Origin of the sequence: Pseudomonas typographi, from assembly GCF_014694385.1 — a bacterium.
GTDB lineage: Bacteria > Pseudomonadota > Gammaproteobacteria > Pseudomonadales > Pseudomonadaceae > Aquipseudomonas > Aquipseudomonas typographi.
Window position 1 is genome coordinate 1 of record NZ_JAAOCA010000004.1, and the last position, 13415, is coordinate 13415.

A 13415-nucleotide genomic window follows, 5' to 3' on the forward strand; every position below is an offset into this window, starting at 1 on the left:
CCACCCGCCCGCCCGAGCGTGGCCTGTATGTGGAGCGCATGGAAAGTGCCTTGCTCGATGCGCTGGTGCGCCTGGTAGCGCTGGTAGAAACCCCACGTGACATTCCCATGCTGGCGCCATTGATTCGCCGCGAGATCCTCTACCGCCTGTTGCGTGGGCAACAAGGCCACCGCCTTTACGAAATCGCCCTGTGCAGCAGCCAAACCCACCGCGTAAGCCAGGCCATCGACTGGCTCAATAGCCATTTCCAGCAACCGCTGCGCATCGAAGACCTCGCCCGCCGGGTCAACTTGAGCGTGTCTACCCTGCATCACCGGTTCAAGGCGGTGACCTCCATGAGCCCGCTGCAATACCAGAAGCAACTGCGCCTGCAGGAAGCCCGCCGGCTGATGCTCAACGAAGGCCTGGAAGCTGCCGCGGCAAGCTACCGCGTGGGCTACGAAAGCCCCTCCCAGTTCAGCCGCGAGTACAGCCGGCTGTACGGGGCCCCGCCATCGAGGGACTTGGCGCGGTTAAGAGCCGGGCGCTGACCTGCCGCCCTGCTGCCCGGGCCGCTGGGATGCTTCAGGCCGCCCTCGGCACCTGCCTCACCTGTTGATCACGGGTCGCTGCATCATAAGTTCGTGTAAGAATCGACCCGTCAAACCCGTGCAGCCAACTATTGGGCACAAAACCCGCTGGCGTTTGCCTGTTCAATTCGCTCGCAGCCCCACCGGGCGCAGGGCGCCATATCGACTATGCTCAATATCAAGACGAAGCTTTCCAGTAGTAGGAGGTAAACGTCATGGGCATAAAAACAAAAAAATGCCTGATGGTCTGTTCGTTTTGCGCCCTCGCCGCGCTTTTCGCGATGGCAGTGGTGCGCGTGGAGTTGATGCGTGAGCAGCATGTGGGGCGTAGCTGTGTTTATGCCCAATGCGTGCCACAATCCGCGTCATTCAGTGCCCTGCGATGACGCCCGGATAGAACGCCAGCGGCACGTCTCAGAGGTTGGCTGCATAATCCCGGCGGTGCATGTTGCCGCAGGGGAACGTTGCGCGGTAGCAAAATTGAGTGCCAAAGCGTGTGGGAACGCCGGGACATCGCATCAGGTGTCTCATAAGTGGGCTATCAGATAAACTGGCGCAGCCTCCCACGCCAGGGTCTCCGTCGTGCCCCAACCGCAACCGCTGTCTGCTCCTGCGCTCAGGTCTATCCTGACCGCCCTGATGCTGGCCATCTTTCTCGGTGCGCTGGACCAAACCATCGTCGCGGTGTCACTGCCAGCGATTTCTGCGCAATTCCAGGACTTGGCCCTGCTCGCCTGGGTAATTTCCGGCTACATGGTGGCCATGACAGTGGCGACCCCTGTGTACGGCAAGCTGGGGGATTTGTATGGGCGCCGGGCGATGATCCTGTTCGGGATGGGCCTGTTCACCCTGGCTTCACTGCTCTGCGGTTTTGCGCAAAGCATGGAGCAACTGGTGCTGGCGCGGGTACTGCAAGGCATGGGGGCCGGCGGCCTGGTGTCGGTCAGCCAGGCAATCATCGGTGATGTGGTGCCGCCGCGCGAGCGCGGCCGTTACCAGGGGTACTTCAGCAGTATGTACGCCGCAGCCAGTGTGGTTGGCCCGGTGCTGGGCGGCTACATGACCGAGTTTTTATCTTGGCGTTGGGTGTTCTGGGTCAACTTGCCCTTGGGTGTGCTCGGCTGGCTGTACATCCGTCGCACCCTGGCTGGCTTGCACACGCCACAGCGCCGCGCCGTGGTGGATTACCCGGGCGTGGGCATGTTGGTGGTCGGGTTGACCTCGCTGCTGATGGCCATCACCCTCGTCGGCCAGGGCCAAGCGTGGAACAGCATCGCACTGTTGGCGCTCTGGGCTACGGCACTGGCCATGCTGGTGCTGTTCGCCTGGCATGAGGCACGCTTTCGTGAGCCGCTGCTGCCGCTGCGCCTGTTCAACAATCGCTCGGCGGTCCTGTGCTGGTGCACCGTGTTCATTACCGCGTTCCAGGCCATCTCCCTTACCGTGATGGTGCCGCTGCGCTACCAAACAGTGCTCGGCAGCGGTGCCGACAGCGCGGCGCTACACATGTTGCCTTTGGCGATGGGGTTGCCGTTGGGCGCTTTCTTTGGCGGCCGCCATACGGCCCGAAGTGGGCGCTTCAAACCGGTGATCCTGGCCGGTGCGGCGTTGATGCCGCTGGCCGTTGCGGGCCTGGCCGCCACCCCGCCGCAGGCCACCTGGCTCAGCGCGCTGTTCATGATCTTGACTGGGGCGGCCGCGGGGATGCAGTTTCCAACGTCGCTGGTGGGCGCGCAAAACGCAGCCCACCCTACCGACATGGGCGTATCTACCAGCACCACCAACCTGTTTCGCTCACTGGGGGGTGCCGTGGGTGTGGCATGTATGTCTGCCCTGCTGTTGGGCTTGCTACAGCTGGCGCATTTCGGCGCCAGCCAACCGCTGGCGCTCGGCGAAGGCGGTAACCCACTGCTGGATGCGCTGGGCGCCGCCGATGGCGATACACGCCAAGCCCTGCGCGAGCAATTGCAGGTGATTTTCCGCCACCTGTTCCTGGCCAGCGCGGCGGTTTCGCTACTCGGCCTCGCGGCCGCAGCGGCATTGCCGAACAACACGCTGCGCGGGCGCAGCTAGGTAGTTATGCATTTAATAATGCAACAGCTCGAAAAATAGTGTAATCAAGCAGTGCCAGAATCGGTAGGCCAGGCTGCGCTTTGGCGCAAGGCCGGGCTCATCCGCAGCATGTCGATGAGCGAGTTGACAATGCGCTCGGCGTTGTATTCCAGCGGTTGGCTCTCAGGTAGCAACAACCACTGGCCAATATGCCCATCGATGAACGCATGCATGCTCAATGCGGCATGGCGAGTATCGAGATCGGCCGGTAACTGGCCACGATTGACAGCGTTGCGCAGTGACACCTCGAGGCGTTCGTTACACTCTGCGCTCACCTCCTGGCGCTGGCGACGAAGGTCGCACATCTCATCGGTGAATTCACATTTATGGAAGAGGATTTCGTTGATGCGTCGGGTTTTAGGGTCCAGCGCCAACCGCCGAAACAATTTGATAAGCAATTGTTTTACGCAGCCCAGTGGGTCAAGTTCATGCTCACTTTCAGAAGCACGGGCCAGTTCATCAAGGGGCTCGGTAAGGCTGTCGAGCATGGCCTGCACCAAGTCCGCCTTGTTACTGTAATGCCAATAGATCGCACCCCGGGTCACCCCAGCCAACGCCGCGATATCGGCCAGAGTGGTACGGGCAATACCTCGCTCGTAGAATGCCTTTTCGGCAGCTTCGAGTATTTGACAACGTGTTTGCTGGGCTTCTTCTTTGGTACGGCGGACCATGGCGGTGCAACCTTTGGTGTTACCGGGAATGCCGGGGGCTTTGTTATAGGAGTGCCCAGCGCCTACGACGCCTGTTCTGAAAGGCCTGCGGCGTTAAGTCGCAGCTGTTTACAAACAGGCGTGAATGTAAGTATATTCGATAGCAAGCTACTAATCCAGCAACAGCCTTTATCTGCCCTTTCCTAAACTCTTGAGCGTCTTGCGCGTCCCACGCCCCCGAGGATTTTCATGCAATTCAAGCCAGCCGTTCCCGCTTTGGTGTCCGCCATCGCCCTGGCCACGCTGCTCAGTGGCTGTAACAAAGAGCAGGCAGCTTCCGCTGCGCCCCCTCCACCCCAGGTCGGTGTGGTGACCCTGCAGCCGAAGACCGTGAGCCTGTCCAATGATCTACCTGGGCGCACCAGCGCCTTCCGGGCTGCGGAGGTACGCCCACAGGTCGATGGGATCATTCTCAAGCGCCTGTTCAAGGAAGGCGCCGACATCAAGGCCGGCCAGCAGCTTTACCAGATCGACCCTTCGACCTACGAAGCGAACCTGGCCAATGCCCAGGCCAGCGCCGAGCAATACCGGTCATTGGCCGGCCGCTATCGCCAACTGATCGACGAGCAGGCTGTGAGCCGGCAGGAATACGACACCGCCCGTGCCCAGCAGCAACAGGCCGAGGCGCAGGTGCAAACCGCGCAGATCAACCTGCGCTACACCAAGGTGTTGGCGCCTATCAGCGGCCGCATCGGGCGCTCGGCAGTGACCGAAGGCGCGCTGGTGACCAACGGTCAAACCACCGCCTTGGCGACCATCCAGCAGCTCGACCCAATCTATGTCGACGTGACCCAGTCGTACTCCGACATGCTCAAGCTGCGCCGCGCGCTGGACAACGGCCAACTGCAGAAGGCCGGCGAGAATGCCGCCAAGATCAACCTGACCCTGGAAGACGGCAGCAAATACCCGCTCGATGGCACGCTCGAATTCTCTGAAGTTTCGGTCGATGAAACCACCGGCTCGGTGACCCTGCGCGCGGTGTTCCCGAACCCGGACCACCTGTTGCTGCCGGGGATGTTCGTGCACGCCAAGCTACCGGCCGGTATTGCCCAGCAAGCTATCCTGGCGCCCCAGGTTGCCGTGGCCCGCGACCTCAAGGGCAACCCGACCGTTATGGTGGTGACCGCCGACAACAAGGTCGAACAGCGCCCAATCAAGACGGCTCGCACCGTGGGTAACGAATGGCTGATCGAAGACGGCCTCAAAGCGGGTGACAAAGTCATCGTCGAAGGGCTGCAGTTCGTCAAGCCAGGCGCCACGGTGAACCCGCACGAAGCCCAAAGCAGCGCCCCGACCAATGCCCCCGCAGCGGCGAATGCCGGCGCGAAATCGGAGTAACCCATGTCGAAGTTTTTCATCGATAGGCCCATCTTCGCTTGGGTGCTGGCCCTGGTGATCATGCTGGTAGGGACGCTGTCGATCCTCAACCTGCCGATCAACCAGTATCCGGCTATCGCGCCACCTGCGATCGCGATCCAGGTCACCTACCCAGGTGCGTCCGCACAAACCGTGCAGGACACCGTGGTGCAGGTGATCGAACAGCAAATGAACGGTATCGATAACCTGCGCTACATCTCGTCGGAGAGTAACGCCGACGGTAGCATGACGATCACCGTGACCTTCAACCAAGGCACCAGCCCGGATATCGCCCAGGTGCAGGTGCAGAACAAGCTCAACCTCGCCACCCCCCTGCTGCCACAAGAAGTGCAGCAGCAAGGCTTGCGCGTGACCAAAGCGGTGAAGAACTTCCTGCTGGTGATTGGCCTGGTGTCCACCGATGGCAAGCTCGGCAAGGAAGACTTGGCCAACTACATCGTATCGAACATGCAAGACCCGATCTCCCGTACCCCGGGTGTGGGTGACTTCCAGGTGTTCGGTGCGCAGTACGCCATGCGTATTTGGCTCGACCCGGCCAAGCTGAACAACTACCAACTGACCCCGGTAGATGTGAAAACAGCGATCTCCGACCAGAACGTGCAGATTTCCTCCGGCGCGCTCGGCGGCCTGCCGGCGGTCAAGGGCACCGTCTTCAATGCCACCATCATCGGCAAGACCCGCCTGCAGACTGCGGAGCAATTCGGCGACATTCTGCTTAAGGTCAACACCGACGGTTCGCAGGTGCGCCTGCGTGACGTCGCCACCATCGGCCTGGGCGGCGAGAACTACAGCATCGACGCCCAGTTCAACGGCAAGCCCGCCTCGGGCATGGCGATCAAGCTGGCCACCGGCGCGAACGCGTTGGACACCGCCAAGGCGATCCGCGCCGAAGTCGAGTCGCTCAAGCCGTTCTTCCCGGAAGGGGTCGAGGCGGTGTACCCGTATGACACCACCCCGGTGGTGACCGAGTCTATTTCCGGCGTAGTGCACACGCTGATTGAAGCGATCGTGCTGGTGTTCCTGGTGATGCTGTTGTTCCTGCAGAACCTGCGGGCCACCATTATCACCACCATGACCGTACCGGTGGTGCTGCTGGGTACCTTCGGTATCCTCTCGGCCGCGGGTTTCACCATCAACACCCTGACTATGTTCGGCATGATCCTGGCGATCGGCTTACTCGTGGACGATGCCATCGTGGTGGTGGAAAACGTCGAACGGGTAATGGGTGAAGAACACCTTTCACCCAAAGAAGCCACGCGCAAATCAATGGGGCAGATCCAGGGCGCCCTGGTGGGTATTGCCCTGGTGCTGTCGGCGGTACTGCTGCCGATGGCATTTTTTGGCGGCTCCACCGGTGTGATCTATCGCCAGTTCTCCATCACCATTGTCTCGGCCATGGCCTTGTCGGTGTTCGTGGCCCTGGTGTTCACGCCGGCGTTGTGCGCCACCTTGCTCAAACCCATTGAGGCAGAAAAGCACGGCCAGCCCAAACGCGGTTTCTTCGGCTGGTTCAATCGCAGCTTCGACGCTTGCGTAAGGGCTTATGAACGCGGCGTGGGCCGTATCATCCGGCACCGGGTGCCCGCATTCGTGGTGTACCTGATCATCATCGCCGGCATGATGTGGCTGTTCACGCGCATTCCGAGCTCGTTCCTGCCCGAAGAAGACCAGGGGGTTATCTTCACCCAGGTGCAAACCCCACCCAACAGCTCGGCCGAAACCACGCAGAACGTGCTTGACCGCATGCGCGTCTATTTGCTTGACGCCGACAAGGGTGAAGGCAAAGCGGTCAACTCTGTGTTCACCGTGAACGGCTTCAACTTCGCCGGCCGCGGGCAAAGTTCGGGCTTGGCGTTCGTGATGCTCAAACCGTGGGAAGATCGCGACTCCGACAATACCGTGTTCAACGTAGCCGCGCGTGCCCAGAAGCATTTCTTCGGCCCCGACTACCGCGACGCCATGGTATATGCCGTGGTTCCACCGTCGGTATTGGAACTGGGTAACGCCACCGGTTTCGACTTCTACCTGCAGGACCAGTCGGGCGTCGGCCATGAAAAGCTCATGGAAGCGCGTAATCAATTCCTCGGGATGGCGGCGCAAAGCAAATTGCTGGCCGGCGTACGCCCCAATGGGCTGACGGACGAGCCGCAGTATCACCTGACCATCGACGACGAGCGGGCCCGCGCCCTGGGCCTGTCGCTGTCCGACATCAACACCACCCTGTCGGTGGCGTTCGGCAGTAGCTACGTCAACGACTTCATCGACCGCGGCCGGGTGAAGAAGGTGTATGTGCAAGGCCAAGCCGAAGCCCGCATGCGCCCGGAAGACCTGGGCAAATGGTACGTGCGCAACAGTGACGGTAAAATGGTACCGTTCTCCGCGTTCGCCAGCGGTGAATGGGGCTATGGTTCGCCCAAGTTGTCGCGCTACAACGGCGTGCCAGCAGAGGAGATCCTCGGCACCCCGGCCCCAGGCTACAGCTCTGGCCAGGCCATGGCCGAAGTCGAAAGGCTGGCCAAGGACCTGCCCCCAGGCGTGGGCGTGTCGTTCACCGGGCTGTCGTTCGAAGAGCGCCTTTCCGGCTCCCAGGCGCCGGCGCTGTATGCGCTATCGCTGCTGGTGGTGTTCCTTTGCCTGGCAGCACTGTACGAAAGTTGGTCGATCCCGATTGCGGTCATCCTCGTGGTGCCCTTGGGTGTGATCGGTGCCCTGATCGCTACCAGCTTGCGCGGCTTGTCCAACGACGTGTTCTTCCAGGTGGGCTTGTTGGTCACGGTGGGGCTGGCGGCGAAGAACGCCATCCTGATCGTGGAGTTCGCCAAGGAGTTGCATGAGCAGGGCCAATCGCTGTTCGATGCGGCGGTGCAAGCCTGCCGCATGCGCCTGCGCCCAATCGTGATGACCTCGATGGCGTTCGTTCTGGGCGTGGTGCCGCTGGCCATTTCCACCGGCGCCGGCTCCGGCAGCCAGCACGCCATCGGTACCGGCGTGATTGGCGGTATGATCACGGCCACGATACTGGCGATCTTCTGGGTCCCGATGTTCTTCGTTAGCGTTTCGTCCCTGTTCAAAGGCAACCGTATGAAGCAGGACGAAGCCCCTTCTCGCGATGAGGCTGGCCAATGAGCAAGTCCCTGATGTCCCTCGCGATCGCCGCAGCCGTGCTCAGCGGCTGCTCGCTGATCCCCGATTACACGCGGCCGGCTGCCCCAGTTGCCGCGCAATACCCGCAAGGGCCGGCCTATTCGGCGGCTCAGGCCGCCGACCAGGCCGCCGCCGAACAAGGCTGGCGCGAAGTCTTTCGCGACCCGGCCCTGCGCCAGTTGATCCAAACAGCACTGACCAACAACCGCGACCTGAAAGTCGCGGCATTGAACGTCGAAGCCTACCGGGCGCAGTACCGCATCCAGCGTGCAGACCTGTTTCCAGCGGTGGACGCGAATGCCACTAGCACCCGCCAACGCACCCCAGCAGACCTTAGCTACTCTGGCAAGGCTGGCATTTCCAGCGAGTACGACGTGAACCTGGGTATCAGCTCCTATGAGCTAGACCTGTTCGGGCGTATCCGCAGCCTGAGCCAAGAAGCCCTGGAAACCTACCTGGCCGGTGAAGAGGCGCGCCGTTCGACGCAGATCAGCCTGGTGGCGAGCGTCGCCAACGCTTACCTCACCTGGCAGGCCGACCGCGAACTGCTCAAGCTCACCCAAGACACCCTGGGTACCTACGAAGAAAGCCTGCGCCTGACCACGCGCAGTAATGAAGTGGGCGTGTCCTCCGCGCTGGACCTAAGCCAAGCGCGCACTTCAGTGCAAAGTGCCCGCGCCAGCTTGGCCACCTACCAGCGCCAGGTGGCCCAGGACGAAAACGCCCTGGTACTGCTGCTCGGTAGTGGCCTGCCGGCGAACCTGCCGCAACCGCAGCCATTGGACTCGGACCTTATGACCGAAGTCCCCGCCGGATTGCCGTCAGACCTGCTCACCCGGCGCCCAGACATCATCCAGGCCGAACACACCCTGCAGGCCGCCAATGCCAACATCGGCGCAGCCCGCGCGGCGTTCTTTCCGAGCATCAGTCTGACCGCCACTGCCGGCACCTCCAGTGCCGACCTCGACGGGCTGTTCAAGGGGGGTTCTGGTAGCTGGGTGTTCACCCCAACCATCAACTTGCCGATTTTCAACGCAGGCTCGCTCAAGGCCAGCCTTGATTACTCGAAAATCCAGAAAGACATCAGCGTGGCCAACTACGAGAAGTCGATCCAGACGGCCTTCCAAGAAGTGTCCGACGGCTTGACCGCACGCAGGACCTACACCGATCAACTGCAAGCCCAGGGTGATTTGGTCAAGGCCAACCAGGATTACTACCGCCTGGCCGAACGCCGTTACCGCATCGGTGTAGACAGCAACCTGACCTTCCTCGACGCCCAGCGCTCGCTGTTCAGCGCCCAGCAAACGCTGATCAGCGACCGCTTGGCACAGTTGATGGCCGAAGTGAACTTGTACAAGGCCCTCGGCGGCGGCTGGTATGAGAATACCGCCCAGGCGCAGCCGGCGCAGGCTCAGCCCTCTAAAGGCTGATCTGGCGCGTAAGCCAAACCCGGCCCGTTGCCGGGCTTGGCCTATGCGAGGCTTCCGGGTGATGCACCGCCTGGTGTGGTGCCTGAGCCTTGACTGTACAATTTGGCAATGCCTTTGCCTGTTGGAACCCTTTGGCGGCGCGGGGCCCTCCCGCGCTGTTCTAACCCCTCGGCACAACATCGCAAAGCGGCGGTTCGGGTTCGCTACAATTGGGCCTGAACCGCGGCCTTGTCGATCACCGACCACACCCGGGCGATTTTCCCTTCGCGGTATTCGTAGAACACGTTCTCGCTGAACGCCAGCGTTTTGCCGTGGGTTTGCAGGCCCAGAAACTCGCCTGTGGGCGAACAGCGAAAGGCCAACCGGCTCGCCACGTGGGGTGGGTCAACCAGCAGCAGTTGTATGTTGAAGGTAAGGTCCGGGATCACCTGGAAGTCGTTTTCGAGCATGGCCCGGTAACCGGCCAGGCCCACTGGCTTATCGTTGTACTCGACCTCGTCGGCGACGAACTGGCCCAAGGCCCGCCAGTTTTGTGCATTCAGGCAGGCGATGTAGGCACGGTAGTGGTGGGCAAGTTCGCGGGTGACCATAGAGCTACCTGTGGGCGTAGGTGTCGTTTACTGTAGCGCAGTGCGCAACAACAAGCGGGGCGGCCGGGGCGGCAGGACCAGGGTGGCTTAGGCGAGGTGCGTGGCAGCACTGGCTCGCGGATGAGGCCGCCATTGGCCAGGGGGGATCAGGCGCGCGGCTTCGCGCGCGCCGCGAGGGTCAAAGGTCGTCGTGTAAATAACTGGGCTTCTTCGGCAAGCGCAGGCTGAACAGAAAGGCAATCACCATCATCACTGTCACGTACCAATAGAACGCATTTTCATTGCCGGCAGATTTGAGGCTCAAGGCCACGAATTCGGCCGACCCACCAAAAATTGCGTTAGCCAGCGCGTAGGCCAAGCCCACACCCAATGCCCGCACTTGCGGCGGGAACATCTCGGCCTTCACCAAACCGCTGATGGACGTGTAAAAACTGACAATGGCCATGCCGAGCACAATCAGCACGAAGGCTAAGAACGGACTGGTCACGCTTTTGAGGGCCAGCAGGATCGGCAGCGTGAACAAGGTGCCCAACCCGGCGAACAACAGCATCGACGCGCGGCGGCCGATGCGGTCAGCAAGCATGCCGAACAGCGGTTGCATGCACATGTACACAAACAGCGCACCGGTCATGATGAAGCTTGCGGTTTCTGGGCTCATCTTGCTGGTGTTCACCAAGTACTTCTGCATGTACGTGGTGAAGGTGTAGAAAATCAGCGAACCGCCCGCGGTGTAGCCCAACACGGTAACGAACGCGGCGCTGTGGTCCTTGAACAGCGCCGCCAGGCTGCCGGCGCTCTTGTCGCTGCGGGTTTGCTCGGTACTGGTTTCTTTCAAAGAACGGCGCAGCAGCAGCGAAATCAACGCGGTGATCGCGCCGATCACGAAAGGAATGCGCCAGCCCCAGGCCGTCAATTCGCCCTTGTCGAGGAACTGTTGCAGGATAACCACCACCAACACCGCCAACAGTTGCCCGCCGATCAGGGTCACGTATTGGAACGAAGCCAGGAAACCGCGCTCGCCGCGCATGGCCACTTCGCTCATGTAGGTGGCGGAGGTGCCATACTCGCCGCCTACCGACAAGCCCTGTATCAGCCGCGCCAGCAACAACAGAATGGGCGCCGCGGCGCCGATGGAGGCGTAGGTGGGCAGGCAAGCGATGAGCAGCGAGCCTGCGCACATCAACAGCACGGCAATCATCATCGAAGTACGCCGGCCAAGGCGGTCGGCGATACGGCCGAACAGCCAACCGCCGATAGGGCGCATCAAAAAACCTGCGGCAAACACACCGGCAGTGTTCACCAGTTGTACGGTGGGGTCATCCTTGGGGAAAAAAGACGGGGCGAAATACAGGGCGAAGAAGGCGTAGACATAGAAGTCGAACCACTCCACCAAATTACCTGAAGAGGCACCCACGATCGCGAAGATCCGCTTGCGCCGCTCTTCACTCGTGTAATGAGTCGTTGTCATGTTTATATCTCATTAGGTTGTGACACAGGGAAACATAACGTAACACTCTACCTGGGTCACGAGCACCCAAAATGCCATATTGCCTAACAACCCAGGCGCTCGGGCCTTTTCAACCACCCGTTCCACCGCCGGGGCCGGCCCCTGGCCCGCACCTACGCACAGGGTCGCCAAGCCCAAGCGGCCGCCGGTTTTTGCAAGCGGGTGCACCGCCGCGGGTAACAGGCGTGCCCCGCTCTTGCCGAGTGAGTGGCCTGGGGCAATGCCGCCGCCGTGGGGGTTAACCTGACGGGCGCCATCGGCAATGCCGTGCTCCCGCCGCATCGCCAAGCCCCTGTGCGGCGAACGCTTCGTTAAGTTCGACCCCGTCGAAATTCACCAGGGCGGTGCCCTGCAGGCCGATGAGCTTAAGCGCCGCCCTGGTCGGGCGTGAAGCAGTTCAATATTCGAACAACAGTCTCGGCAGGCGGCGAAGGCGTGGCGCCCCCGCCCCAACAAGCAAAGCCGGTGGGTGCGGCTGGCGAAACGCATCAAGTGAACAAACGCGCACTCACATTGCGGCTAGCGGCCAGCATAATCGGCAAAAAGCGCTGTTCTAGCTGTGAGCGGCTCACACGCCCAGCGTGGGTGCTTATGTTCAGTGCAGCCAGCACCTGCCCCGATGCGTCGTAAACCGGCACGGCAATGGAGCGCAAACTCTGCTCCAATTCCTGGTCGACGATGCACCAGCCTTGCTCGCGCACCCGCTGCAGGCACTCAAGCAATGCGCTGGGTGAGGTGATGGTACGGCTGGTTTTCGCTTGCAGGTCGGCATGCTCGAGGTACTCGCGCAGCGAGGCGTCGTCCAGCGCCGACAGCAAGATACGCCCCATCGACGTGCAATAGGCTGGCAAGCGGCCGCCCACGTTCAGGTCGACCGAAATCACACGCTGCGTGACCGCCGAACGGGCGATATAGAGAATGTCTTCGCCTTCGAGGGTGGCCATGTTGCAGGCCTCATGCAATTGCTCGCTCATCTGGTCCAGGTAAGGTTGCGCCGACACTGCCAGCGGCGTAGACGACAAGTACGCATGGCCAAGGGTGAGTACCTTGGGCAGCAGCGAGTAGGTCCGCCCGTCGGTGGTGGCGTAGCCCAACTTGATCAGCGTGTGCAGGCAGCGGCGCACCGATGCCCGCGGAATCTCGGTGCGGTGGCTGATTTGCGCGATCGTCAACTGTCGCTTGCGCTCTTGGAATACCTGCACCACCGCCAAGCCGCGGGCGAGCGAGGTCATGAAATCCGGGTCGCCCGCGAACGCCTGGATACGCTTGGCGGGCGACGCTACGATCGGCGGCGCCAGGGAGGCGAATGAATTGCGCAACTGGTCGTTCATGGCTACTCCAGGCAAGCATCGCGCCCCCTTCAACGGGCCGAGGGTGATTTGGGCGATTATCGGACTCATGGCCGATAATCGCAATTGACCCCCGCCGCGTGCCGCTATACCTTTTGCCTGCCAGGCCTCTTTCCAAGAGGCCGGGGATTTCCAAGGAGAGACTGGTCAGGTACCCGCCACGGAAGTTCCAGGCAAGGCCTTGCATTCGCGCGAGGCCTTTTTAGTTGCCTATCGGCAACTGCGAAGTTGCCGGAAAAGTTTTGCACGGCTTATCTGAAACCTCCTGGCGCGTTGACGAGTCATAACCACAACGCTACCGTTGCACCCGCCCGCCTGCCAGTGGCAACCGCGGTGCTGTGGGTGCCACTGCGCGTACTTAACTGAACAGCTACTTTCAAACCATCATTGGGAAACACTGTGACCAAAGAAGAACTGCGCGTGGAACTCGAGCGCCAGGAAAAACGTTTCAAGGATGTTTACGGCGGGGAAGTGACTACTTATGCCGCCCAACCGGAGCCCGAGCGCAAGCCGTGGCGAAAACGTGCGACGGTGCAAGACAAAGCCTTCGCCGAAGAACTGCAAAAACTGGAAAAAGGCCTCGACGAAGCCGAGCAGTAGGCCGCCGGTGAACACGTGGCCGTTGGC

10 protein-coding genes and 1 pseudogene are annotated in these 13415 nt (G+C 61.3%); 6 read left to right on the forward strand and 5 right to left on the reverse strand.

Annotation, left to right across the window (positions count from 1 at the left end):
• A partial coding sequence (locus tag HAQ05_RS03640; protein WP_190417501.1) for an AraC family transcriptional regulator occupies nt 1–530 on the forward strand: 530 nt, incomplete at its 5' end.
• A gap of 678 nt (nt 531–1208) precedes the next feature.
• Nucleotides 1209–2642, forward strand: coding sequence for an MDR family MFS transporter (locus HAQ05_RS03645; protein WP_190417896.1), 1434 nt, complete (start codon nt 1209–1211; stop codon nt 2640–2642).
• A gap of 44 nt (nt 2643–2686) precedes the next feature.
• Here the strand turns inward: HAQ05_RS03645 and HAQ05_RS03650 are convergent, their stop codons facing one another.
• Nucleotides 2687–3352, reverse strand: coding sequence for a TetR family transcriptional regulator (locus tag HAQ05_RS03650; protein ID WP_190417503.1), 666 nt, complete (start codon nt 3350–3352; stop codon nt 2687–2689).
• A gap of 228 nt (nt 3353–3580) precedes the next feature.
• Between HAQ05_RS03650 and HAQ05_RS03655 the strand changes: the two genes are divergently transcribed.
• From HAQ05_RS03655 to HAQ05_RS03665, 3 genes are read left to right on the forward strand one after another with little or no spacing between them, the layout of a single operon-like run.
• A complete protein-coding gene (locus HAQ05_RS03655) occupies nt 3581–4729 on the forward strand; it encodes an efflux RND transporter periplasmic adaptor subunit (protein WP_190417505.1) in 1149 nt (382 codons plus the stop codon).
• A 3-nt stretch (nt 4730–4732) separates the two neighbouring features.
• A complete protein-coding gene (locus HAQ05_RS03660) occupies nt 4733–7894 on the forward strand; it encodes an efflux RND transporter permease subunit (protein WP_190417507.1) in 3162 nt (1053 codons plus the stop codon).
• Nucleotides 7891–9342: an AdeC/AdeK/OprM family multidrug efflux complex outer membrane factor gene (locus tag HAQ05_RS03665; protein WP_190417509.1), complete on the forward strand. Its 1452-nt coding sequence runs from the start codon at nt 7891–7893 to the stop codon at nt 9340–9342. The genes HAQ05_RS03660 and HAQ05_RS03665 overlap by 4 nt, the downstream gene beginning before the upstream one ends.
• A gap of 203 nt (nt 9343–9545) precedes the next feature.
• Here the strand turns inward: HAQ05_RS03665 and HAQ05_RS03670 are convergent, their stop codons facing one another.
• From HAQ05_RS03670 to pcaR, 4 genes and pseudogenes are all read right to left on the reverse strand, one after another.
• Nucleotides 9546–9932 carry an ester cyclase gene (locus tag HAQ05_RS03670; RefSeq protein ID WP_190417510.1) on the reverse strand — a complete coding sequence of 129 codons (387 nt, stop codon included), beginning with the start codon at nt 9930–9932 and terminating at the stop codon, nt 9546–9548.
• A gap of 178 nt (nt 9933–10110) precedes the next feature.
• Entirely contained in the window at nt 10111–11400 is a 1290-nt protein-coding gene (locus tag HAQ05_RS03675; protein ID WP_190417512.1) for an MFS family transporter, read from the reverse strand.
• A gap of 114 nt (nt 11401–11514) precedes the next feature.
• Nucleotides 11515–11824: pseudogene (locus HAQ05_RS03680) on the reverse strand (3-oxoadipyl-CoA thiolase); the annotation flags it as partial.
• Nucleotides 11825–11927: 103 nt separating this feature from the next.
• A complete protein-coding gene (gene pcaR, locus HAQ05_RS03685; RefSeq protein WP_190417516.1) occupies nt 11928–12770 on the reverse strand; it encodes a pca regulon transcriptional regulator PcaR in 843 nt (280 codons plus the stop codon).
• Nucleotides 12771–13187: 417 nt separating this feature from the next.
• Here pcaR and HAQ05_RS03690 point away from each other — a divergent pair, with 417 nt between their 5' ends.
• Nucleotides 13188–13388, forward strand: coding sequence for a hypothetical protein (locus HAQ05_RS03690; RefSeq protein ID WP_190417517.1), 201 nt, complete (start codon nt 13188–13190; stop codon nt 13386–13388).
• Nucleotides 13389–13415: the final 27 nt, after the last annotated feature.

Bases quoted from the DNA above. Each gene is read 5' to 3' on its own strand.
- pcaR (WP_190417516.1), bottom strand. From the start codon at position 12,770: ATGAACGACCAGTTGCGCAATTCATTCGCCTCCCTGGCGCCGCCGATC.
- HAQ05_RS03645 (WP_190417896.1), top strand. From the start codon at position 1,209: ATGCTGGCCATCTTTCTCGGTGCGCTGGACCAAACCATCGTCGCGGTG.
- HAQ05_RS03665 (WP_190417509.1), top strand. From the start codon at position 7,891: ATGAGCAAGTCCCTGATGTCCCTCGCGATCGCCGCAGCCGTGCTCAGC.
- HAQ05_RS03670 (WP_190417510.1), bottom strand. From the start codon at position 9,932: ATGGTCACCCGCGAACTTGCCCACCACTACCGTGCCTACATCGCCTGC.
- HAQ05_RS03675 (WP_190417512.1), bottom strand. From the start codon at position 11,400: ATGACAACGACTCATTACACGAGTGAAGAGCGGCGCAAGCGGATCTTC.
- HAQ05_RS03655 (WP_190417505.1), top strand. From the start codon at position 3,581: ATGCAATTCAAGCCAGCCGTTCCCGCTTTGGTGTCCGCCATCGCCCTG.
- HAQ05_RS03650 (WP_190417503.1), bottom strand. From the start codon at position 3,352: ATGGTCCGCCGTACCAAAGAAGAAGCCCAGCAAACACGTTGTCAAATA.
- HAQ05_RS03660 (WP_190417507.1), top strand. From the start codon at position 4,733: ATGTCGAAGTTTTTCATCGATAGGCCCATCTTCGCTTGGGTGCTGGCC.